The following is a 22,272-nucleotide window of genomic DNA, read 5'->3' on the forward strand; positions in this document are numbered from 1 at the left end:
CTCATTCGCTCAACCGCATCTTGAAAAAATCGAGGATTTCGTCGCGCGCCTGCACCGTTGGTTGCCCCGCCTCGTCGATCAGATGGATCGTGACGACGCTGTGCGGATTGTCGAACCGCGTATCGGGGTTCGCGGCGCTGTCGGAGAGCGTGCGCCCGACGAACCGGTCGCCAAGCGCGGCTTCATACGCCGCGAAACGCGCCGCCTTGCAATATTTGTCGCCTTCGAAGCGATAGGCGAGCACGGTCAGGTCCTCGGCGTCCATCCGCGCTTTCACGGCGGCCAATTCGTCCGGGTGAATGTGCAGACCCGCCGGATCGTTCAGCGGCAGCGACGGCTGCGACAGCACCGGCGCAAGCACCGATGGTTCAAGCATCATCGACAGCGCGAAATTGCCGGTGAAGCACATGCCGATCGCACCGACGCCCTTGCCGCCGCATTCCTGATGCGCCTGCGCTGCGAGCGCGCGCAGCCACTGCGTCGCGGGCGAGCTTTCGTTGGCCTGAAAGGCACGGAACTGACGGCTGATACACGCGCGTCCCATGGTCAGAAGGAACTGCCCCGACGTCGGCACTGCGCCATCCTTGCCGAAAATATGCGGCATATAGACGGTGAAGCCCGCGTCGCGGACCCAGCGCGCAAAACGCGCGACATGCGGGCTGATTCCGGGCATTTCGGTCATCACGATCACCGCGGGACCGCTGCCCATCGTGTAGACACGATGTCTGCGGCCGAGCAGCGTGATGTCGCGATGGTCGAAATCGTCGAGCGGGTCGTCGCGGTCGAGTGGCGGTGTCGTCATGATTTTCTCTCCCACGGGGAGGCTAGTGACGATCTCACGCAACGGCAATCCTCCCTGTCGCGCAGCGATGGGGAGGTGGCAGCGCGGAGCGCTGACGGAGGGGCTTTGAAGCGACGTCGCCGCCCCTCCACCACGCCCTCCGGGCGCGGTCCCCCTCCCCACCGCTTCGCGGCAGGGACGATCATGCGCTTGCCCCATCCCCTCCCCATCCCTAAATCCCCATTATGACCACCCCGCCGATCACCGAACTCACCACGCGCGCCCGCGACGTGTTCCGGCTGGTCGTCGACGCCTATCTCGAAACCGGCCAGCCCGTCGGCTCGCGCACGCTGTCGAAGCTCGCCGCGCTCAACCTCTCGCCCGCGTCGATCCGCAACGTGATGCAGGACCTTGAGGAGTTCGGCCTGCTCGCGAGCCCGCACACCAGCGCCGGGCGCCTGCCGACCGAGCAGGGGCTGCGCCTCTTCGTCGACGGGATGATGCAGGTCGCCGAACCCAGCGCCGAGGACCGCGCGCAGATCGAGGCAAGCCTGTCCGACGCTGGCCCGATCGAAAGTGCGCTCGCACAGGCGACCTCGGCGCTGTCGGGGCTGTCGGCGTGCGCGGGCCTCGTGCTCGTGCCCAAGCATGAGCGCGTGCTCAAACAGCTCGCCTTCGTGCCGCTGTCGGCGAACCAGTCGCTCGTCGTGCTCGTCGCGGGCGACGGCGCGGTCGAGAATCGCGTCATCGACATTCCGCCGGGGCTCAACCCCTCGGCGCTCGTCGAGGCGGGCAATTATATCTCGTCGATGCTCAGCGGGCTCACGCTCACAGAGGCGATGGCGCGCGTGCGGCATGAGATCGAGGCCGAGCGCATCGCGATCGACCGCGCGGCGCAGGACCTCGTCAGCCGCGGGCTCGCGATCTGGTCCTCGGACGGCGCCGACCGCCCGGTGCTGATCGTGCGCGGCCAGGCGAATCTGCTCGACGAGAGCGCGGTCGGCGACCTCGACCGCGTGCGCCAGTTGCTCGACGAGCTCGAAACCAAGCAGGATATCGCGCAGCTGCTCGACAGCGCGCGCGAGGGCGCCGCGACGCGAATTTTCATCGGGTCGGAAAATAAATTATTCTCGCTTTCGGGCTCGTCCGTGATAGCGGCGCCGTATCGCGGATCGGACGGGCGCGTGGTCGGCGTGGTCGGGGTCATTGGTCCCACGCGCTTGAACTATGCCCGCATCGTTCCCATGGTGGATTTCACCGCACAATCGCTCTCCAGACTGATACGATAAGGCTTATGACGAACATTGAAAACGACACGCCGGTCGACGACGGCGCGAACCCCGAAGTTGAAACCGCCGAAGCGGCAAACCCCGCGCAAGGCGAAAATGAAGAGCTGGCGCAGCTCGCCGAACAGGTCGCGACGCTCCAGCAGGATCTGCTTTATGCGCGCGCCGAGACGCAGAATGTCACGCGCCGCAAGGACAAGGAAATCGCCGACGCGCACGCGTATGCCGCGACCAAGTTCGCGCGCGACATCCTGTCGGTCGCCGACAATCTCGGCCGCGCACTCGCCGCGCTCAGCGACGAACAGCGCGCCGACGAGGCGATGAAGCCGATGATTACCGGCCTCGAAGCCACCGAGCGCGAATTGCTCAGCGTCTTCGAACGCAACGGCATCACGCGCATCGCCGCGATCGGCCTGCCGCTCGACCCCAACCAGCATCAGGCGATGCTCGAAATCCCGAGCGACAAGACGCCGGGCACGATCGTGCAGGAAATGCAGGCGGGCTATATGCTGAAGGATCGCCTGCTGCGCCCCGCGATGGTGGGCGTCGCAAAGGCGGGGTAAGCCGCCGCGATATCGCAGACAAAAAGAAACCCCGGTGGAAGCCGGGGTTTCTTTTTGTCGGTTATTGGCCGGTCACGCCGCCTTGCGCATCTTCGCGAGCTTCTTCAGCACCATGTCGCGCTTCAACCGCGACAGATGGTCGATGAAGAGGATGCCTTCCAGATGGTCATGCTCGTGCTGGATGCACGTCGCCATCAGGCCGGTCATCCGTTCCTGATGATGCTTGCCGTCCTCGTCCTGCCAGTCGACGGTAACCTCGGCGGGGCGCGTCACATCGGCATATTGCTCGGGGACCGACAGGCAGCCTTCCGAATAGACGCTATGCTCTTCGCTCTCGTCCGAAAAGACGGGATTGATGAACACGCGCGGCTCGCGGATGAGCCTTTGGCCCTCTTCGTCCTCGGGATCGGGTTCCTGCAGGTCGATGACGAGGATGCGCTTCGGCACCCCGACCTGAATCGCGGCCAGCCCGATGCCGGGGGCGTCGTACATCGTCTCGAACATATCGGCGATCAGCGTCTTCAGCTCGGCGTCGAAGGTCTCGACGGGCTTCGAAATGATACGCAGCCGGGGATCCGGGGTCTCTATGATAGGAAGTAAGGCCATGGGGGCTCAGGTATGAACTCGAACGCCCGACGTCAACCCACCGGCCGCCGCGCCCGCAGCGCCTGCGCCAGCGTCCCCTCGTCGAGATAATCAAGCTCGCCGCCAACAGGCAGACCGTGCGCAAGCTGGGTCAACCGCACCGGATAACCCTCAAGCCGTTCGGCGAGATAATGCGCCGTCGTTTGTCCCTCGAGCGTCGCGTTCATCGCGAGCACGACCTCGTCGATGCCGCCCGCGGCGACGCGCGCGACCAGCGCGTCGATCGCGAGATCTTGCGGGCGGATGCCCTCGAGCGCCGACAATCGCCCGCCGAGCACATGATATTTGCCGGGGAACAGCCGCGACTTGTCGAGTGCCCACAGGTCCGACACCTCCTCGACGACGCACAAGGACCGCGCATCGCGGCGCGGGTCTGCGCAGATCGCGCAGGGATCGTGCGTGTCGACATTGCCGCAGATTCCGCAGGTGATGAGCCGTTCGGACACCGTCTGCAGCGCCGCGAGCAGCGGCACAAACGCGCTCTCGCGCTTCTTCATCAGGTGCAGAACAGCACGCCGCGCCGAACGCGGGCCGAGGCCCGGCAGGCGGGCGAGTTGCTGGACGAGCGCTTCAATCTCTTGCGATGCCATGACGGATGGTCTTAAGCGGCGCGCAAGAAATGACAATGCGCATCGCCTTTATGGGAACGCCGCCCTTCGCGGTGCCGGCGCTCGCCGCGCTTCATGCCGCGGGGCATGAGGTCGTGGCCGTCTATACGCAGCCGCCGCGCCCGGCGCAGCGCGGCAAGAAGGTGCAGCAGAGCGCGGTACATGTCTGGGCCGAGGCACATGGCCTGCCCGTCCGCACACCGAAGAGCCTGAAGAATGAGGAAGCGCAGGCCGAATTTGCGGCGCTCGACCTCGATGTCGCGGTGGTCGCGGCGTATGGCCTGATCCTGCCGCAGGCGATCCTCGATGCGCCGCGCGAAGGCTGCCTCAACGTCCATGGCTCGATCCTGCCGCGCCGGTGCAGCGCGCGATCCTGTCGGGCGATGCCGAGACCGGCGTGACGATCATGCAGATGGATGTCGGGCTCGACACCGGCGCGATGCGGCTGATCGGCCGGACCCCGGTCGATGGCAAGACCGCGGGCGAATTGACCGACGAGCTGGCGGCGATCGGCGCCGGGCTGATGGTCAAGGTTCTGAGCGACCTCCACGCCTTCGCATGCGAAGCGCAGCCCGACGACGGCGTTACCTACGCCGCCAAGATCGACAAGAGCGAGGCGCGGCTCGATTTCCTGACCAGCGCGGTGCAGGTCGAACGGCAGGTGCGCGCGTTCAATCCGATGCCGGGGGCTTTCTTCGAGCTGGACGGCGAGCGGTACAAGATCCTGGCGGCCGAGGTTGTCCATCCGGCGGAAACGGTCGCGGGGGCGGCGCCCGGCGTCACGCTCGACGATGCGCTGACCATCGCATGCAACCCCGGCGCGATCCACGCGACGCGGGTGCAGCGTGCGGGCAAGCCGGCGATGGATGCCGGCGAATTGCTGCGCGGGCGCGCGATAGCCAAGGGCACACGGCTCGCCTGAATCTCCCTCTCCCACCGGGAGAGGGCAGCGAGACTTGCGAACTTGTTCGCTAGTCGCAGCGGGTGAGGGGTTGTGCGCCATCGCGAGGGCAAAACCCCTCACCCAGCTTCGCCTAGGCGGCAAAGCCGCCAAGGCTGCGCAACCCTCTCCCGACGGGAGAGGGGGTAATTACCCGCTTCGACAATTTTGTATCGCGACGCTAAGGGGCACCCATGACCCGTTTCGCCCTCACGATCGAATTTGACGGCCGCCCGTTCATGGGCTGGCAGCGGCAAGCGCACGGCCCGAGCGTCCAGCAGGCGATCGAGGAAGCAATCCACCGCTTCACCGCCGAGACCGTGCAGGTATTCAGCGCCGGACGCACCGACGCGGGTGTCCATGCCATCGCGATGCGCGCGCATGTCGACATCGAAAAACCGCTGACCCCGTTCAAGCTGACCGAGGCACTCAACGCGCAGCTGAGGCCCGCGCCGGTCGCGGTGGTGGCCTGCGAGATCGTCCCCGACGACTGGCACGCGCGCTTCGCCTGCATCGGCCGGTCGTACGAGTATCGCATCGTCAACCGCCGCGCGCCGCTGACGTGGGACAAGGGTCTGTCGTGGCAGGTCGCCAGGCCGCTCGATTCGGATGCGATGCACGCCGCGGCGCAGCTACTCATCGGCCTCCACGACTTCACCACCTTCCGCTCGGCGCATTGCCAGTCGCAAAGCCCGGTGAAGACGCTCGATAAACTGACCGTCAGCCGCCACGGCGACGAGTTGATTATCGAGGCCGCGGCGCGCAGTTTCCTGCATCATCAGGTACGCTCGATGGTCGGCTGCCTCGCGCTCGTCGGCTATGGCAAATGGTCGGCGCGCCACCTGAAGGCCGCGCTCGATGCCGCCGACCGCAACGCGCTGGGGCTGAATGCGCCCCCCGACGGGCTCTATTTCGTGAGCGCGACCTATCCATAGAATACAACCCCCTTCGTCACCCTCGAACGAGACACGTGGCTCGTTCGACTTGATCCGGGGTCCCGCTGACGTCGCTTTGCTACGCAAGAAAGCGCGATGCCGGATCAAGTCCGACATGACGAGAAACAGGGCTCGCCTGAATCGAAAAGGGCGGCCCTTTCGGACCGCCCGTTCCTTCATCGCTGTGGACGCAATTACACCTTTTCGGCGTAGTACAGCGGCGCATGCTCGTTGAGGATCTGGAGGATCTTCGCCTGCGCCGTCTTTTCGTCGCTTTCTTCCATCGCGCCGAGTTCGCGCGCGAGGCGGCTCGATGCCGCTTCGAAGATCTGGCGCTCCGAATAGCTCTGCTCGGGCTGGTCGTCGGCGCGGAACAGGTCGCGGGTCACTTCGGCGATCGACACGAGGTCGCCCGAATTGATCTTCGCTTCATATTCCTGCGCACGGCGCGACCACATGGTGCGCTTGACCTTCGGCTTGGTGGTCAGAACCTGCAGCGCTTCCTTCAGCGTCTTGTCCGACGACAGCTTGCGCATGCCCACGCCTTCGGCCTTGTTCGTCGGCACGCGAAGCGTCATTTTTTCCTTTTCGAAGCGCAGGACATAAAGTTCGAGCTGCATGCCGGCGATTTCCGACCGCTGCAGTTCGATGACGCGCCCCACGCCATGCTTGGGATAAACAACATAATCGCCGACTTCGAACAAGAGCGTGTTCACGGACATGCAAATTCCTTTCTGTGCCTTGACCCTGACCGGAAACTGCGACAACACCGGGACATCCGGCCCTCCGTATTGAGGGGGATGAGCATTCGGGCGGCGCTAGCCAGTCAGAGTGACAAGGGATATGGCTCCATCGGAAACGCCGAATGTGCCCCAGCCCGAGCGGCGGGAAGAGGCAGGGTGTCGGCGTGTTGATATTTATTATAACAGATTCGCAACAAAATTGCCACCCCTGCGCGGAAATGCGTCGGTCGGCACCTTGACGGCTCCGCAGACCCGTTTCAGGTTGAAACGAAATCATAGATAGGGAGCCGGTATGCAGGATCAAATTTGGTGGATCACGGGCGCCTCCTCGGGCATCGGCGCCGCGCTCGCTCGCGCGCTCGGGGCACGCGGCGCAAAGCTGATTCTGTCGGGCCGCAACGTCGCGGCGTTGGAAGCCGTCGCCGCCGATTGCGCCACCGAGACGCTGGTCCTGCCGTTCGAGGCGACCGATTATGCCGCCCTCCCCGCCATCGCCGAGCAGGCATGGGGCTGGCAGGGCCGCATCGACGGGCTCGTCAACAACGCCGGCATCTCGCAGCGCAGCCTCGCGATCGAAACCGATTTTGCGGTTTATCAGCAAATCATCGGCGTCGACCTGCTCGCCCCGATCGCGCTGACCCAGCAACTCTTGCCGCGCATGGTCGGCGCGGGCGGCGGCCAGATTATCGCGATCTCCAGCGTCGCGGGGATCGCGGGGGTGCCGCTGCGCAGCGCTTACTCAGCCGCCAAGCACGGCCTGATCGGCTATCACGACAGCGTGCGCGCCGAAAATGAGCATCTGGGGCTGAAAGTCCTCGTCGTCGCGCCGGGATCGGTGCGGACGAACGTCAGCCGCAACGCGCTCAACGCCGACGGCAGCACGCGCGGGGAAAGCGACGCGGCGATCGATAACGGCCTGTCACCCGACGACGCCGCGGCACAGATGCTGGCGGCGGTCGATGCCGGGACGCGCGAACTGGTCGTCGCCGAGGGCGCCGAAGCGATGATCGCCGGCCTCCGCCGCAGCGACCCCGATGCGCTGTTCGACCGGATGAGCGCGATGGTACAGGCGGGCTATGCACAGCAGATGAAAGCGACGAACACGACCTGAACGGCTGCAACGAACGGTCGCCGACTCCTACACTCTCGTCACCCCGGACTTGATCCGGGGTCCCGCTTGAGGTCGAAGCCTGCCGATGCATCACAAAAGCGGGATCCCGGATCAAGTCCGGGATGACGAAGGGTAAGGAAGCAACGACGACTTCCCACCCCAAGCCGTCACTATGAAAAAGCCCCGCCGGATCGCTCCGGCGGGGCTTTTCTTTTGCCCGCAGGCGGCGTGGGTCAGACCGCGCCGTGCGCCAGCGCCGCGAGGAGCAGGATCGCCACGATATTGGTGATCTTGATCATCGGGTTGACCGCCGGACCCGCGGTATCCTTGTACGGATCGCCCACGGTGTCGCCGGTCACCGCGGCCTTATGGGCCTCGCTGCCCTTGCCGCCGTGGTTGCCGTCTTCGATATATTTCTTGGCATTGTCCCATGCGCCGCCGCCCGAGGTCATCGAGATGGCGACGAACAGCCCGCCGACGATGACGCCCAGCAGGAGTGCGCCGAGCGCTTCCAATGCCGCGGCGGGCCCCGCCACCGCACGGATCACGAAGAACACGACGATCGGCGCGAGCACCGGAAGCAGCGACGGAATGATCATTTCCTTGATCGCCGCCTTGGTGACGAGGTCGACCGTGCGCGCATAGTCGGGCTTCGATTCATAGGTCATGATGCCCGGGTTGTTCTTGAACTGGTCGCGAACATCCTTGACCACCTCGCCCGCCGCGCGGCCAACCGCGGTCATCCCCATCGCACCGAACAGATACGGCAGGAGCGCGCCGAGCAGCAGCCCGACGATGACATAGGGCGACGACAGCGAGAAGGTCAGCGGCTCGGTCAGCCCGAGCTTCGCCGAATATTCGGTGATGTCGGCGGTATAAGTGCCGAACAGCACCAGCGCCGCGAGACCCGCCGACCCAATGGCATAGCCCTTCGTGACGGCCTTGGTCGTGTTGCCCACGGCGTCGAGCAGGTCGGTCTTTTCACGCACCGAATCGTCGAGGCCTGCCATTTCGGCAATGCCGCCGGCGTTGTCGGTGACGGGGCCATAAGCGTCGAGCGCAACAACCATGCCGGCGAGCGCCAGCATTGCGGTGGCGGCAAAGGCAATACCGACGATGCCCGCGGTCTGGAACGCGACGACGATACCGACGCAGATCACGAGCGTCGGCAGCGCGGTCGATTCAAGGCTGACCGCGAGACCCTGGATCACGTTGGTGCCGTGGCCCGTTTCCGAAGCCTTGGCGATCGAGCGCACCGGACGAAAATTGGTGCCGGTGTAATATTCGGTGATCCAGATGATCAGCCCGGTGATGACGAGGCCGAGCAGCGAGCAATAGAAAAGGTCGCTGCCGTTGAACGCCTTGCCACCAACCTCGGCGATCGTCGTCGTCATGTCGCCCTTCAGCACATAGCTGGTCGCGAACCAGATCGCCGGGATCGAGAGCACCGCGGTGACGAGGAAGCCCTTGTACATCGCGCCCATGACGTTCTTCCCGCTGCCGAGACGAACGAAATAGGTGCCGATGATCGAGGTGATGATGCACACGCCGCCCATGAGCAGCGGCAGCGTCATCAGCGGGAGCAGCATATCGCCGGTGCCCTTCAGCAGCAGCGCGATCAGCACCATGGTGGCGCCGACGGTGACGACATAGGTTTCGAACAGGTCGGCCGCCATACCGGCGCAGTCGCCGACATTGTCACCGACGTTATCGGCGATCACCGCCGGATTGCGCGGATCGTCCTCGGGAATTCCGGCCTCGACCTTGCCGACAAGGTCGGCGCCGACGTCGGCGGCCTTGGTGAAGATACCGCCGCCGAGACGCGCGAAGATCGAGATCAGCGAGGCGCCGAACGCGAGCGCGACGAGCGCGTCGACGACGGTGCGATCCTCACCGCCGACGGTGAAGCCACCCGGGCCGGTCAGATACCAGAAGAAGACCGAGATCGCGAGCAAGGCGAGCCCCGCCACGAGCATGCCGGTGATCGCGCCGGCGCGGAACGCCATGGTCAGGCCCGCCTGCAGCCCGGTCTGCGCCGCGGCTGCGGTGCGGACGTTGGCTTTGACCGAGATGTTCATGCCGACGAAGCCGGCAACCCCCGACAGCACGGCGCCGATGACGAAGCCGGTTGCCGAGATTGGGCCAAGGAACAGCCCGACAAGAATGGCGACAACGACGCCGACGATGGCGATGGTACGATATTGGCGGCCGAGATAGGCCTTGGCGCCTTCCTGAATGGCGGCGGCGATTTCCTGCATCTTTTCATTACCGGCGGAGGCGCTGAGCACCTGCCGCGAGGTAATGAACCCATAGAGTACGGCCAACAGGCCGCACGCTATCGCGATCAAAACCGGATTCATGCGTGACTATTCCTTCCCATTGAGAAGGGCGACGCAGAAGATAGCAGTCGAGCACGTCCGACTTATTGATGCCGGTTCGCTCTCTCCCCTGATGCGACCGCCCCAAATTTGGACGCCGATTTATGGGAAGAAAGAAAGCGACACGCAACCCCGCTTATTCGGGAGTTTCCCGTGATTTCCGCCGCACGAGCGGCCGCCGGCGTCAAGCGGCTTCGTCGCGTGCGGCCTTCAGCGCCTTTTGCGCGTCGGCAGCGGATTCGGTGTCGGGGTCGAGCTTCAGCGCCCGCTCGAGCAGCTCGATCGCGCGCGCATTATCGCGTTCGATGCCCTTGCCCGTCTGATAGGCGCGCCCGAGCGTGAAGCAGCTTTCGGCCTCACCCAGTGCGCACGCCTTGTCGAACAGTTCGAGGGCGCGCTGGCGGTTCCGGCGCACACCGCGCCCGTCGTCGACCAGCGTCGCCAGATTGCCGCAGGCCGATGCGTCGTCGGCGCGGCAGCTTTGTTCGAACAGCGCGACGGCTCTCTTTTCGTCGCGCGGCATGCCGAGCCCGTCGCGGTGGAGGACGCCGAGATTATAGCAGGCGTGCTGATCTTCCGCCTTGCAGGCGCGCTCGAAGATCCGCGCTGCCTGACGCTGGTCCGGTGCGACGCCCTTGCCCAGCGAATAGGATGCGCCAAGGTTCGCGCATCCCGACACGCTGCCCAGATCGCAGGCCTTTGCGAACAGCTGTGTGGCGCGCCGGGTATCCTTGGCAACTCCGTCTCCGCCCACATAGGCGAGGCCAAGGTTCGAGCATGCCGTCGCCTCGTCGCCGTGGCACGCGAAGGCGTAATAGGCGGCGGCGAACTCGCGCGAGCGTTCGACGCCACTCCCTTCGCTATAGGCATAACCTGCCATCGTGCAGCCCGTCATGTCGCCGAGATGGCAGGCCCGGGCAAACAGCGGTGTCGCACGCGCGTCGTCCCTCGGAACGCCATCGCCCTCGTGATGGACATAGCCAAGCCGCGTGCACGCCTCGGCATCGTCCGCCGCGCAGTCAGTCGCAAGCGTCGTGACTTGATCGGGTGGTTCGTCGGCTTCGGGAGGCTCGGGATCGGTCGCGACCGTCTGCGCCTGCATGTCTTCTGCCGGGTCCGGGGTGCCGGCGCCCTGCGCGGGATGACAGAAACATACGAAACAGATCGCGAGAAGCGCCCGGGCAAAGCCTTGACGCCCGCTTTTTCGGTCGACCATTCCCGGTCCTTCTGATTCACCGCACCTGCCGGGGCGGACGGTTCCACCCGAGCGCATCGCTTTGCCATCAAACGGATTTCAAAGCAAAATATCCCGTTGCCGATCCAGGGCGCAGGCGGGAATGGTGGCTAGTGCATGAAGCCAAGGCGATCGGGCAGCGCGATGCGTTGTGCCCGGTGTGTCAGCGTGATTCCCTCACCGACCCCGGCGTGACCAAGAAGTGTGACGGTGACATTCAACCCGGCCGCGGTCTCGCGGATCGTCGCGGCGGCCGAGGGATCGGCGGTAAACAGTAGCTGATAATCGTCGCCCGCGGTCGCCGCCGCGAGCCGCGTGTCGAGTATGTCGGGGCGTACCGCGAGCAACGCCGCCGAGAGCGGCACCGATTCCAGCATGATGCCGAGCTGCCATCCGCTCGCCTCGGCCATCCGCTGCGCATCGATCAACAGGCCATCGGACACGTCCATCATCGCATGGACGTGCGGCGCCACCGCTTGCCCGAAGGCCAGCTGCGGCTCGGGACGGTTATAAGCGGCGAGGCAGGTTTCGTTCGGATCGACCTGCCCGAGCCGCATCGCGAGGCCGAGCCCGGCATTGCCGATCGTGCCGGTAACCCAGATCTGGTCGCCGGGCTTTGCGCCGCTCCGCGCCGGCGCGCCGGTCGCGGGCGCCTTGCCGATCGCGGTGAGCCCGAATGTGCGCGGCGCGCCTCCCGGGATGCCCACCGTGTCGCCCCCGAGCAGCGGCACCTCATACCGCCGCAGCACCTCGCCCAGACCGCGGACAAAGGCGGCGTCCCAAAACTCGTCACCGGTCAGGCTGTAGCCGACGAGTACGCCGAGCGGCGCGGCGCCCTTGGCGGCGAGGTCGGAGAGGTTCACCGCGACGAGCTTCCACGCGACATCCTGTGGCCGCTCGTCGGGAAGGAAATGGACGCCCTCGACGATCATGTCGTGGGTGAGGACAAGGTCGCCCAGCACCGCGGCGTCGTCGGCCAGCCCGCGCGCGGCGGGATCGGTCGCGATGGCACGCAGGCGGGCGATGAAGTCGGCTTCGCTCATACGGGGAAGCCTAGAGGATACCGCTACGGTATAAAAGATACCGTCGATCCTCCCTGCCGCGCAGCGGTGGGGAGGTGGCAGCGCGCAGCGCTGACGGAGGGGCTATTGGCGCAACGTCGCCGCCCCTCCACCACTCGCTTTCAGCGAGCGGTCCCCCTCCCCATGGCTTCGCCACAGGGAGGATCTTTCATCACTTGGCCCGCACATCCTTGCCGATCGCATCGAGCAGCCCGTTGGCGAACCCCGCCTCGCGCGTATCGAAAAACGCCTTTGCGACATCGACATACTCGCTGACCACGGCGCCGACGGGCACATCGCCGCGCGCCATCAGCTCATAGGAACCGGCGCGCAGGATCGCCTTCATCGTGCGGTCGAGCCGCTCCATCGACCAGCCGCTCGCGAGCCGCGCGACGATCGCCACGTCGATCTCTTCGATGCGCGCGAGCGTGCCCTTGACGATATCGTCGAAGAAAGCGGTGTCGGCGTCGGCATATTCCTCGTCCTCGATCGTCGCGCCGATGCGGTGCTGATGGAATTCGTGGATCAGCTTGGGCACGGGCGTGCCCTCCATCTCATGCTGATAGAGCGCCTGGACGGCGGCGAGACGGGCGGCGGATCGGGACTGGGCGCGTTTGTTCATGACTCTTTTCTTAGCTGAGACGCTGGCTGACCGAAAGCGCATGGGCAGGAAGCCCCTCGGCGCCCGCGAGCGCGACCGCGGCCGGACCGATCGCGGCAAGGCTCGCTTCGTCGAGCGCGAGGAAGCTGGTGCGCTTCATGAAGTCGCTGACCGACAGCCCGCTCGAAAAGCGCGCGCGGCGGCCGGTCGGCAGCACATGGTTGGGGCCGGCGACATAATCGCCGATCGCTTCGGGGGTCTGGCGGCCGAGGAAGACCGAGCCGGCATGGCGCACCTTGGCAAAGAGCGCATCGGCCTCGGCGGCATCGACCGCGAGTTCGAGATGTTCGGGCGCGAGCCGGTCGCAGAGCGGAATCGCGTCGGCGAGCGTCGGCACCATGACGATCGCGCCATTCGCATCCCAGCTTTCGCGCATCGTCGTAGCGGTCCCGAGCGTCGGGATGATCGCATCGACCGCCGCCGCAACCGCATCGGCAAAAGCCGCGTCGTCGGTGAACAGGATCGACTGGCTCGTCGGGTCATGCTCGGCTTGGCTGAGCAGGTCGGCGGCGATGACATGCGGCACGTTCCGATTGTCGGCGACGACGACGATCTCGCTCGGTCCCGCTACCATGTCGATGCCGACGACGCCGTAGACCTGCCGCTTCGCCTCGGCGACCCAGGCGTTGCCCGGGCCGGTGACGACATCGACCGGCGCGATGCGGCCGGTGCCATAAGCGAGCGCGGCAACCGCCTGCGCCCCGCCGATGCGCCATATCTCGTCGACCCCGCCGATATGCGCGGCGGCCATCACCACGGGGTTGGTTTCACCACCCGGGGTTGGGGTCATCATCACGATGCGTTCGACCCCCGCGACCTTCGCCGGGAGGATGTTCATCAAGACCGACGAGGGGTAAGCGGCGCGACCGCCCGGCACATAGACGCCAGCGGCATCGACGGCACTCCAGCGGACACCGAGCCGGGCGCCCGTGCTATCGCGATAGTCGCGGTTCTCGGGGAGCTGCGCGGCGTGATAGGCGCGGATACGGTCGGCGGCGAGGTTCAGCGCATCGCGAAGCTCGGGCGCCAGCGCCTCATAGGCCGCGGCGCATTCCTCCTTCGAAATGCTCCACCCGCTCGCGTCCAAATCGAAGCGGTCGAACTTCGCGGTATAATCGGCGAGCGCGACGTCGCCCTCGGCCTTCACCCGCGCGATGATCGCGGCGACGTCGGCGGAAACGTCGGAATCGCTCTCGCGCCGATCGTTGACCAGCGCGTCGAACTCGGCGGCGAAGCCGGGTTCGGAAGCATCAAGCCGCCGCATCGCCCTGCCCTACTGCCTGACGGAAGCGTTCGACGAGTGCCGGCACCTCGGCCGAACGCAGCTTGAACGCTGCGCGGTTGACGATCAGCCGCGCCGACACCTCGCTGATGATCTTCTGTTCGGCGAGCGCATTTTCGACGAGCGTCCGCCCCGTCGAAACCAGATCGACGATGTGCGAGGCAAGCCCCAGCTTCGGCGCGATTTCCATCGCGCCGTTCAGCTTGATGCATTCGGCCTGGATGCCCTGCGCCTCGAACCAGCGGCGCGTCGTTCCGGGATATTTGGTCGCGACGCGGATATGGCTTTCGCCCAGCCCTGGCGGCGCGCTGCCTTCCGGCCCGGCGAGCGACAGGCGGCAGTGGCCGATGCCAAGGTCCACCGGCGCGTAAAGCTCGCTATAATCGAACTCGTCGACGACGTCCGACCCGACGATGCCGAGCTGCGCCGCGCCATGCGCGACGAAGGTCGCAACGTCGAACGCGCGCACGCGGATCAGCGAGATGTGCGGCTGATTTGTCCCAAAAACTAACGCCCTGCTTTTCTTATCGAAAAACTCGTCCGACGGCTCTATCCCGACGCGCGCAAGCAGGGGCAGCGCCTCGTCGAGGATGCGCCCCTTCGGGATGGCAAAGATGATCGGTTCGGGCATAAGCTTGCGCGCCCATAAGCGGCGAGAGGAAAAAGGGCAATGAGCGAGCGCTACGAGTTCATCGACATGGCCGAGACCGGCCCGAAGGCCGTCCGCACCGCTTTCGCCAATCAGGTCGCCTATTGCCGCGCCAACGATGCCCGCGTCACCGCGCGCGTCGTCGCCGCGCTCGGCGCGTTGCTCGGCAAGCCCGCAAGCGAATTCGCGCGCCGCATCGCCGGCTGGCAGGGTCCGCCGCTCGCCGACGCGCTGCCGCTGCGCGCCGCCGGCGGCATCCACGCGCTGCACCTGACGGGAACCGCGCACGAACTCGCCCCCATCTATGCCGATTCGGAGGATATCAACGACGCCACAATCATCGCCGCGGTTGTCGCGCGGCATGAGGCGGCGCTGCTGCCCTGGCTCGACGGCCCGCCGCAAACGAACGAGGCCGGACGCTCGTCGAACTTCATCGCCGCGATGCTCTGGCTCGCCGACCGCGGCCTGCCGCCGCTTTTCGACTGCCGCGAAATCGGGTCGAGCGGCGGGATCAACCTGATGATCGACCGCTATCATTACGACCTTGGCGGCGTGCATGTCGGGCCGCAGCCCGGCGCGATCGCCTTCACCCCCCAATGGCGCGGCGACCATCCGCCGCAGCATGCGATCGAATTCGCCGGCCTCAAGGGCTGCGACGTCGCCCCCGTCGACCTGACCGATCCTGCGCAGGCGCTCCGGCTCAAAGCCTATATCTGGCCCGAGCATCATATCCGCTTCGCGCGCATCGAGGCGGCGATTGCGGCGGCGACCGAGGATCCACCGCAACTGATCCGTGCGACCGCTGCAGATTTCGTCGAGGCCGAACTCGCGAAACCGCAAACAAAAGGGACGACCCGCGTCCTGATGCATTCGGTCGTCTGGCAATATGTCCCCACCGACCAGCAAGCGCGCGTCACCGCCGCGATGGAGGACGCCGGCAAGCGCGCGACCCCCGACCGCCCTCTCGCGTGGGTGGCGCTCGAGGCGAACCGCACGGTGCATCATCATGAACTGGTCGTGCGCTATTGGCCGGGCGGCGAGGCGCCGAGGAAAATCGGGCAAGCGCACGCACATGGCGCGTGGATCGAGTGGCTGGGTTAGCTGGATAGCTGACGTCCACTTAGGGGTGGGAAGCAGCGTTGCTCATTTTCCTTCGTCATCCCGGACTTGATCCGGGATCCCGCTTTTTTGAGGGATCGACCGGCTCTGATATCAAGCGGGACCCCGGATCAAGTCCGGGGTGACGATGAATGAAGAGTCTGCTTCCAATCGAAAGCGCTGTATCGTTGACCGGCGGCTACCGGTTCAAAGCCGCGCCTCCAACCGCGCCAGCAATTGCTGCACCGGGGTCACGGCCGGCGCTTCCCAGCCGGCCTCCAGCATCGCGATCCGCTCGAACAATCGCTCGCTCGCCGAAACAATCCGGCGCACCGACACATCGAAGCTTGCGCAGATATCCCAGTCGGCCGCGACGGCCTCGCCGATCCGCGCCGCGCTGTCGTGCGGCCCCGCCCCCGGGTCGCCCGCGAACATCGCGCGGCGATGGAGCAGCCAGGCGATGACGTGCATCAGCCGCGTCGTCGTCTTCAACGATTCGCACGCAAGGCCGATCTGCGCCGCCGCGTCGCCGCCGGCCCGCCCGAGGTCGCGCTGCACGGCAAAAGCGGCGTGCGCCTCATCGGCGAGCAGCATCGCCTCGACATAGAGATTTTCGACCTGTGCGCGTTGCACCGGCACATCGATTGCCATCATGTTCGTTCGCCCACCGACCATGACGCGCGAGATGCCATGCCGACCATCGGGTCCGCAACGTCGGTAACCATGAAAATACGGGCGCCGGCCGTCCCGTTTTGATTCAGGCGTTTAGGATCGGTCGACATTTGCAGGCCGGCATGGGCCGAATGTCGGCCGGTCCTAGGCGATGATGTCGGGAAGCAGCTGGTCCTCGCACCAGGAGATCTCGTCGCGGAGGCGCAGCTTGCGTTTTTTCAGGCGCGCAAGCTGCAGCTGGTCGGGAACCGCCGCGGTGCCGAGCGCAATGATCGCCGCATCGAGGTCGCGATGCTCGATGCGAAGCAGTTCCAGGCGCTGGGTAATTTCCTCGGGGTTCACATCGCCTCCCTGCCACGTTCACCACTGGTCCGCAACGGGGACCGCTTGGCCGAATCGGCACGACATCGGGGAGGTTTCGTGATTTAATTCGCCTTGCCCATCGAGTCGAAAAGGAGAATGCCAATGAGCACGTCGCACCTTTCCACCCTGAAGTCCCGTCACGCGGACCTCGATGCGAAAATTGCGAATGAAGAGCGCCGTCCCGCCCCCGATACCGGAGTCGTCGCGCAGCTCAAGAAGCAGAAACTGAAACTCAAGGAGGAAATGCTGACGATCGCCTGATCGCCAGCGCTATCGCCCCGCTGATGCCACCCTGTGAAGGACGCATCAGCGCCGGCGATAGAGGGGCCCTTTCTCGAGGCCCGTGCGCCGAAGATGCGGCGGCAAATCGGACTGCGAAACCACCTGACGACGCACAGCCTGCGGGTCGACCTGACGGTCGAACGCAATGCCGAACTTGCCCTCACCCACCCAGATCACGCGGCCCGCGACCGGACCGACATTGCGCAGGTCGACCTCGACCGCCGCGCCCTGCGCGACCTTGACGTTCGCCTCGGCCAGCATGCCGCCGGGCGACAGGTTGCGCACGCGCACGGTAACGGGGTCCGGGCTGCCGGGCAGGATCAGGCCGGCCTGCAGGAACAGGCTGTCGCGATCGGCACCGCGCGACAGCGCCGCGACTTCCTCGTCGACCGATCTGGGTCCTAGTGAATCCATTGCGCCCCGTTCCTCTTGTGATTGAGGAGCGGAATCTAGGGCCGGGTCGTTGCGGAATCGTAAATGGACCGCGGTCCTCTACGACTAATCTTCGCGTGAAATCCGTTCGTTGCGCTCGTGGCGCTCCTGCGCCTCCAGCGTCATCGTCGCGATCGGGCGGGCCTGCAGGCGCGCGAGCGAGATCGGCTCGCCAGTGACCGCGCAATAGCCATATTCGCCTTCGTCGATGCGGCGAATCGCCGAATCGATCTTGGCGATCAGCTTGCGCTGGCGGTCGCGGGTGCGAAGTTCGATCGCCCAGTCGGTTTCGCTCGACGCGCGGTCGGCGAGGTCGGGTTCGCGCAGCGGGCCGTCCTGAAGATGCGCCAGCGTCGATTCGGATTCGGAGAGGATCGATTTTTTCCAGGCGCGCAGCAGACCGCGGAAATAATCCTGCTGCCGCTCGTTCATAAACTCTTCGTCGTCGCTGGGGACATAATCCGAATCGAGATTGGATTTGGCTTCGCGAAGCGCGTCAGCGCCAACGTCGGCAATCTTGGTCGGCATGAGGGGCTCTCGCGTCCTTTCCTGTCACCTTACGGGCTGTTAAACAGCTCGGGGAGTGGCGCGCCTATACCCAGCCGCTGGCAACGATACAAGCGCCAAGCTGCCGATAGCGACGACCCGTGAAGCGGCGATGAACCGGCATCGTGTCGGGGGCGATTCTGCCGCCCGACGGCGACCCGCCGGACGCCATAGCGCGACGCGATTTAGGTCCGAAGGTTAACCAATTGCATAGAATTGTTACATAATCCGTTCTGTTTTGGGACAGATACCGGGATTTTTGTTGATTCCGCATGGCATTTCCCGCTCTCGGACAGGTGAACGCGGTTAACGCAATTGCCGCGTTCATAAAGCTTTGGCCTTTTGAGTTATAGCGAAGGTGACGGGGGTGCTGGTCGATGGCGCTTCGCACCTGCAACGGGAAAGAAAGAAAAGCCTATGTCTGTCCGAATGGCCCTTGCCAAGCTTTGCGCCTGCACCTGCGGCGGGGCGATCATCGGTAGCGGCGCGATGCAGATCGCCGACGTGCCGAAGGCGCGCGCCCAGACAGTCCAGTCCTGCTCGCCGTGCGCCGGCAAGAAGGTGGTGCGCAAGCGCCATGCCGCCCGCAAGCCCGTAAAGCGCGTGCGCCGCGTCGTTACGACGAAGCGCATCATTCGCACCGCGACCCCGCAGACGCAGGTCGTGACGCAGACGATCCCGCTGCCCCCCATCCCCTACGCGCCCTTCCCGCGCGGGGGCTTCGAAGGCGGCAGCAGCGGCGGCGGCGTGACCGTGATCGGCGGCGGCTTTGGCGGCGGTTTCGGCGGCGGCTTCTTCGGCGGTTTCTTCGGTGGCAGCAGCGGCGGCGGCAGCAGCGGCAGCATCGTCGTCACCTCGACGACGACCGGCGGCCTCAGCACGACGTCCAGCACCTCATCGGGTGTCTCGACCTCGACCGGCGGCGTCTCGACGTCCACCGGCGGGGTGTCGACCTCGACGGGCGGTGTCTCGACGTCCACGGGCGGCGTGTCGACCTCGACGGGCGGTGTTTCGACTTCGACGTCGACGGGCGGTGTCTCGACCTCGACCGGCAGCGTCAGCACTTCGACCTCGTCGGGCAATGTTTCGACCTCTTCGGGCAACGTCAGCACCTCCTCGTCGAGCAGCAGCTCGTCGTCGAGCTCGTCCTCTTCCTCTTCGTCGTCGAGCTCGTCCTCTTCGGGCGGCAGCTCTTCGAAGGGCAGCTCGGGTTGGGGCAGTTCGTCGCACGGCAGTTCGGGCGGCTCCAGCAGCTCGTCGTCCAGCTCGTCCTCGTCGTCGTCCAGCAGCACGTCGAGCGGCGCAACCTCGTCGGGCGCGACCGGCAGCACCAGCAGCTTTGGTTCGACCGGCAGCACGAGCTCGTCATCCTCGTCGAGCAGCAGTTCGTCGTCTTCGTCGAGCTCGGGCGGCAGCAGCAGCCATGGTAGCTCGTCGGGCGACCCGACCCCTGTTCCTGCACCGCCGATGATGCTATTGTTCGGCGCTGCAGCCGCTGCGCTTGTCGCGCGGCGCCGCGCGGCGAACCGCAACGACGACAACGCCAACGCGGCTTGAGAAATCCACTGGCGGTCCGGGGGGCTAACCCAGACCACCGAACTAAGGGCTGCCCCCTCGGGGGCGGCCCTTTTTTATGCGCAACGAGAATCAGTTTGCCATATGGGAAACTATTTATATAGTTCGCCACATGGTGAACCAACAAGCTGCGCTCGATTCGCTCTTCCACGCGCTCGCCGACCCGACGCGCCGCGCGGTCGTCAGCCGCCTGCTCAAAGGCGCCGCGCCGGTAAAGCGGCTGTCCGAGCCCTTCGAGATGGGCCTCCCCGCCTTCCTCAAACATCTGTCGGTGCTCGAGCTGTCGGGCCTGATCCGCACCGAAAAGCACGGCCGCGTCCGCACCTGCCGCGTCGATGCCGAGCGGCTCGCGGCGGCGGAAGGCTGGCTCTCGCAGCAACGCGCGATCTGGCAGGGCCGCACCGACCGCCTCGCCGACTTCGTCGAATCGCAAAATCCCCCGGAGCAAAACGCATGAGCAAAAGCGAACTCACCATTTCCCGCCACATCGCCGCGCCGCCATCGGCGGTATGGGACGCATGGAGCGACCCCGCGAAACTCGCGCGGTGGTGGATTCCGGCACCCATCGAATGCCGCGTCGTTACGCTCGACCTCCGGCCCGGCGGCGGATTCGTGACGCAGATGCGCGAGGAAGCCGCGGCCGATTTCCAGCCGCATGTCGACGGTTGCTTTCTGGAAGCTATCCCCGAACAGCGCCTCGTCTTCACCACCGTGCTGACCGAAGGCTGGCAGCCCGCCGAACCATGGCTGGCGATGACGGCGATTCTGACCTTCGAGGCCAAGGATGGTGGCACGCTCTATTCGGCGCGGGTGCTGCACAAGACTCCCGAGGACAGTGCGAAGCATGAAGAGATGGGTTTCCACGACGGCTGGGGCACGGTGCTCGGCCAACTCGCTGAGCTGCTGGAGCACCGCGGCTAGATTTTTTTACTTCGTCCTTCCCGCGAAGGCGGGAATCCCGCTTTCGACGGTGCAAGAAAGAGCGGGATTCTCGCCTTCGCGGGAATGACGGACGTGCAAGGACGGGCTTGCGCCTTGCAACCCGCAACGCCATAGCGCGGCGCATGCACGATATCCGCCTGATCCGGGAAAATCCCGAAGCGTTCGACGCCGGCCTCGCGCGCCGCGGCCTCGAACCCCTGTCCGCCCAGATCGTGGCGGCCGACGCGTCGCTGCGCGCGTTGCAGACCGAAATCCAGACATCGCTCGCACGCCGTAACGAGGCGTCGAAGCTGATCGGCCAGGCGATGGCCAGCGGCGACAAGGACAAGGCCGAGGCGCTGAAGGCAGAGGTCGCCGACCTCAAGACCGCCCTCCCCGCCAAGGAAGACGCCGAGCGCGAACAACTCGCCGCGCTGCAGGATATCCTCGCCGCGATCCCGAACATCCCGCTCGCCGACGTCCCCGCGGGCGAGGACGAGGACGGCAATGTCGAGATCGCGCGCTGGGGCACGCCGCGCACGTTTGATTTCACGCCGCAGGAACATGCCGATTTCGCCCCCGCGCTCGGCCTCGACTTCGAGACCGCGGCAAAGATGTCGGGCGCGCGCTTCGCCTTCCTGAAGGGCCAGATGGCCCGGCTGGAACGCGCGCTCGGCCAGTTCATGATCGACAAGCAGACCACTGAGGCGGGCTATACCGAATGCGCGACCCCATTGATGGTTCGCGACGAAGCTGCGTATGGCACGACGCAGCTCCCGAAGTTCCGCGAGGACCTGTTCCAGACCACCGACGGCCGCTGGCTGATCTCGACCTCGGAGATGAGCCTGACCAACGCGGTGCGCGAGGAAATCCTGCCCGAAGCCGAGCTGCCGATCCGCATGACCGCGCTCACCCCCTGCTTCCGCTCCGAAGCCGGGTCGGCGGGGCGCGACACGCGCGGCTATATCCGTCAGCACCAGTTCTGGAAGGTCGAGCTCGTCTCGATCGTCCGCCCCGAGGACTCGGACGCCGAACTCGAACGCAAGACGCGCGCCGCCGAGGTGATCCTTGAGGCGCTCGAACTCCCCTATCGCAAGATGCTGCTGTGCAGCGGCGACATGGGCTTTTCGGCACGCAAGACCTATGACCTCGAAGTCTGGTTGCCCGGCCAGAACGCCTATCGCGAAATTTCGAGCTGCTCGACCTGCGGCGACTTTCAGGCGCGGCGCATGAACGCGCGCTTCCGCCGCGAGGGCGCGAAGAGCAACGAGTTCGTCCATACGCTCAACGGCTCGGGGCTTGCCGTGGGCCGAACGCTCGTCGCGATCCTCGAAAATTACCAGCAAGCCGACGGCAGCGTCGATATTCCGCAGGCGCTGCTCCCGTACATGGGCGGCATAACGAAGCTCACGCCGGCCAACTAAACCGTCGTCACCCCGGACTTGATCCGGGGTCCATGACGCCACCGCCGAATGGATCCCGGGTCAAGCCCGGGATGACGAAGAA

Annotated in this window: 24 protein-coding genes and 1 pseudogene; 10 read left to right on the plus strand and 15 right to left on the minus strand. The window is 65.6% G+C overall.

Annotation, left to right across the window (positions count from 1 at the left end):
- Nucleotide 1: 1 nt before the first annotated feature.
- The gene (locus ACTJI5_RS11865; RefSeq protein ID WP_440860458.1) at nucleotides 2-802 is read right to left on the minus strand and encodes a dienelactone hydrolase family protein; all 801 of its coding nucleotides are present in this window, start codon (nucleotides 800-802) and stop codon (nucleotides 2-4) included.
- A gap of 224 nt (nucleotides 803-1,026) precedes the next feature.
- Between ACTJI5_RS11865 and hrcA the strand changes: the two genes are divergently transcribed.
- Nucleotides 1,027-2,070 carry a heat-inducible transcriptional repressor HrcA gene (gene hrcA / locus ACTJI5_RS11870; RefSeq protein ID WP_439514055.1) on the plus strand — a complete coding sequence of 348 codons (1,044 nt, stop codon included), beginning with the start codon at nucleotides 1,027-1,029 and terminating at the stop codon, nucleotides 2,068-2,070.
- Between the two features lie 5 nt (nucleotides 2,071-2,075).
- Nucleotides 2,076-2,630, plus strand: a complete 555-nt coding sequence (gene grpE, locus ACTJI5_RS11875; RefSeq protein ID WP_058536534.1) for a nucleotide exchange factor GrpE — start codon at nucleotides 2,076-2,078, stop codon at nucleotides 2,628-2,630.
- 72 nt (nucleotides 2,631-2,702) lie between these two features.
- On the opposite strand, the gene def is transcribed toward grpE, so the two are convergent.
- On the minus strand, nucleotides 2,703-3,236 hold the full coding sequence (gene def / locus ACTJI5_RS11880) for a peptide deformylase (protein WP_440860459.1): 534 nt from the start codon (nucleotides 3,234-3,236) through the stop codon (nucleotides 2,703-2,705).
- A gap of 32 nt (nucleotides 3,237-3,268) precedes the next feature.
- Nucleotides 3,269-3,865, minus strand: a complete 597-nt coding sequence (recR, locus tag ACTJI5_RS11885; protein WP_440860460.1) for a recombination mediator RecR — start codon at nucleotides 3,863-3,865, stop codon at nucleotides 3,269-3,271.
- A gap of 35 nt (nucleotides 3,866-3,900) precedes the next feature.
- Here recR and fmt point away from each other — a divergent pair.
- Together fmt and truA are read left to right on the plus strand one after the other, a co-directional pair.
- Nucleotides 3,901-4,805 (plus strand): annotated as a pseudogene (gene fmt, locus ACTJI5_RS11890) (methionyl-tRNA formyltransferase).
- A 212-nt stretch (nucleotides 4,806-5,017) separates the two neighbouring features.
- A complete protein-coding gene (gene truA, locus ACTJI5_RS11895) occupies nucleotides 5,018-5,758 on the plus strand; it encodes a tRNA pseudouridine(38-40) synthase TruA (RefSeq protein WP_440860461.1) in 741 nt (246 codons plus the stop codon).
- A 194-nt stretch (nucleotides 5,759-5,952) separates the two neighbouring features.
- On the opposite strand, the gene ACTJI5_RS11900 is transcribed toward truA, so the two are convergent.
- On the minus strand, nucleotides 5,953-6,480 hold the full coding sequence (locus ACTJI5_RS11900; RefSeq protein WP_037511307.1) for a CarD family transcriptional regulator: 528 nt from the start codon (nucleotides 6,478-6,480) through the stop codon (nucleotides 5,953-5,955).
- 313 nt (nucleotides 6,481-6,793) lie between these two features.
- Here ACTJI5_RS11900 and ACTJI5_RS11905 point away from each other — a divergent pair, with 313 nt between their 5' ends.
- Nucleotides 6,794-7,612 carry an SDR family NAD(P)-dependent oxidoreductase gene (locus ACTJI5_RS11905; RefSeq protein WP_440860462.1) on the plus strand — a complete coding sequence of 273 codons (819 nt, stop codon included), beginning with the start codon at nucleotides 6,794-6,796 and terminating at the stop codon, nucleotides 7,610-7,612.
- A gap of 233 nt (nucleotides 7,613-7,845) precedes the next feature.
- On the opposite strand, the gene ACTJI5_RS11910 is transcribed toward ACTJI5_RS11905, so the two are convergent.
- From ACTJI5_RS11910 to hisG, 6 genes are all read right to left on the minus strand, one after another.
- Entirely contained in the window at nucleotides 7,846-9,972 is a 2,127-nt protein-coding gene (locus tag ACTJI5_RS11910) for a sodium-translocating pyrophosphatase (protein ID WP_440860463.1), read from the minus strand.
- A 202-nt stretch (nucleotides 9,973-10,174) separates the two neighbouring features.
- Nucleotides 10,175-11,206 carry a tetratricopeptide repeat protein gene (locus tag ACTJI5_RS11915; RefSeq protein WP_440860464.1) on the minus strand — a complete coding sequence of 344 codons (1,032 nt, stop codon included), beginning with the start codon at nucleotides 11,204-11,206 and terminating at the stop codon, nucleotides 10,175-10,177.
- A gap of 128 nt (nucleotides 11,207-11,334) precedes the next feature.
- A complete protein-coding gene (thiL, locus tag ACTJI5_RS11920) occupies nucleotides 11,335-12,267 on the minus strand; it encodes a thiamine-phosphate kinase (RefSeq protein ID WP_440860465.1) in 933 nt (310 codons plus the stop codon).
- Nucleotides 12,268-12,457: 190 nt separating this feature from the next.
- Nucleotides 12,458-12,907: a transcription antitermination factor NusB gene (nusB, locus tag ACTJI5_RS11925; protein ID WP_440860466.1), complete on the minus strand. Its 450-nt coding sequence runs from the start codon at nucleotides 12,905-12,907 to the stop codon at nucleotides 12,458-12,460.
- A gap of 10 nt (nucleotides 12,908-12,917) precedes the next feature.
- Entirely contained in the window at nucleotides 12,918-14,210 is a 1,293-nt protein-coding gene (hisD, locus tag ACTJI5_RS11930; RefSeq protein WP_440860467.1) for a histidinol dehydrogenase, read from the minus strand.
- Nucleotides 14,197-14,859 (minus strand): ATP phosphoribosyltransferase, encoded by a 663-nt coding sequence (gene hisG / locus ACTJI5_RS11935; RefSeq protein ID WP_058536545.1) that lies wholly within the window; start codon nucleotides 14,857-14,859, stop codon nucleotides 14,197-14,199. Before hisG ends, hisD begins: the two co-directional genes overlap by 14 nt.
- 39 nt (nucleotides 14,860-14,898) lie before the next feature.
- Here hisG and ACTJI5_RS11940 point away from each other — a divergent pair, with 39 nt between their 5' ends.
- Complete coding sequence (locus tag ACTJI5_RS11940; RefSeq protein ID WP_440860468.1) at nucleotides 14,899-15,978, plus strand: DUF2332 domain-containing protein; 1,080 nt, start codon at nucleotides 14,899-14,901, stop codon at nucleotides 15,976-15,978.
- Nucleotides 15,979-16,182: 204 nt separating this feature from the next.
- Here the strand turns inward: ACTJI5_RS11940 and ACTJI5_RS11945 are convergent, their stop codons facing one another.
- Together ACTJI5_RS11945 and ACTJI5_RS11950 are read right to left on the minus strand one after the other, a co-directional pair.
- Nucleotides 16,183-16,629 (minus strand): DUF1465 family protein, encoded by a 447-nt coding sequence (locus tag ACTJI5_RS11945; protein ID WP_231732806.1) that lies wholly within the window; start codon nucleotides 16,627-16,629, stop codon nucleotides 16,183-16,185.
- A gap of 162 nt (nucleotides 16,630-16,791) precedes the next feature.
- Complete coding sequence (locus ACTJI5_RS11950; protein WP_058536547.1) at nucleotides 16,792-16,989, minus strand: YdcH family protein; 198 nt, start codon at nucleotides 16,987-16,989, stop codon at nucleotides 16,792-16,794.
- 123 nt (nucleotides 16,990-17,112) lie between these two features.
- Between ACTJI5_RS11950 and ACTJI5_RS11955 the strand changes: the two genes are divergently transcribed.
- On the plus strand, nucleotides 17,113-17,271 hold the full coding sequence (locus ACTJI5_RS11955) for a DUF465 domain-containing protein (RefSeq protein WP_081940370.1): 159 nt from the start codon (nucleotides 17,113-17,115) through the stop codon (nucleotides 17,269-17,271).
- A 45-nt stretch (nucleotides 17,272-17,316) separates the two neighbouring features.
- Here ACTJI5_RS11955 and ACTJI5_RS11960 read toward each other — a convergent pair whose 3' ends face one another.
- The 3 genes from ACTJI5_RS11960 to ACTJI5_RS11970 form a co-directional block, all read right to left on the minus strand.
- Nucleotides 17,317-17,706: a PilZ domain-containing protein gene (locus ACTJI5_RS11960; RefSeq protein WP_058536548.1), complete on the minus strand. Its 390-nt coding sequence runs from the start codon at nucleotides 17,704-17,706 to the stop codon at nucleotides 17,317-17,319.
- Between the two features lie 84 nt (nucleotides 17,707-17,790).
- A complete protein-coding gene (dksA, locus tag ACTJI5_RS11965) occupies nucleotides 17,791-18,252 on the minus strand; it encodes an RNA polymerase-binding protein DksA (protein ID WP_058536549.1) in 462 nt (153 codons plus the stop codon).
- Between the two features lie 713 nt (nucleotides 18,253-18,965).
- Nucleotides 18,966-19,811 carry a hypothetical protein gene (locus tag ACTJI5_RS11970; RefSeq protein ID WP_310252284.1) on the minus strand — a complete coding sequence of 282 codons (846 nt, stop codon included), beginning with the start codon at nucleotides 19,809-19,811 and terminating at the stop codon, nucleotides 18,966-18,968.
- A 146-nt stretch (nucleotides 19,812-19,957) separates the two neighbouring features.
- Here ACTJI5_RS11970 and ACTJI5_RS11975 point away from each other — a divergent pair, with 146 nt between their 5' ends.
- From ACTJI5_RS11975 to serS, 3 genes are all read left to right on the plus strand, one after another.
- Nucleotides 19,958-20,302 (plus strand): ArsR/SmtB family transcription factor, encoded by a 345-nt coding sequence (locus tag ACTJI5_RS11975; protein ID WP_440860469.1) that lies wholly within the window; start codon nucleotides 19,958-19,960, stop codon nucleotides 20,300-20,302.
- On the plus strand, nucleotides 20,299-20,766 hold the full coding sequence (locus ACTJI5_RS11980; protein ID WP_440860470.1) for an SRPBCC family protein: 468 nt from the start codon (nucleotides 20,299-20,301) through the stop codon (nucleotides 20,764-20,766). The genes ACTJI5_RS11975 and ACTJI5_RS11980 overlap by 4 nt, the downstream gene beginning before the upstream one ends.
- Nucleotides 20,767-20,909: 143 nt before the next feature.
- Nucleotides 20,910-22,190, plus strand: coding sequence for a serine--tRNA ligase (gene serS, locus ACTJI5_RS11985; protein ID WP_440860471.1), 1,281 nt, complete (start codon nucleotides 20,910-20,912; stop codon nucleotides 22,188-22,190).
- Nucleotides 22,191-22,272: the final 82 nt, after the last annotated feature.

It is taken from the genome of Sphingopyxis sp. 22461 (genome assembly GCF_052044915.1).
Taxonomy (GTDB): domain Bacteria; phylum Pseudomonadota; class Alphaproteobacteria; order Sphingomonadales; family Sphingomonadaceae; genus Sphingopyxis.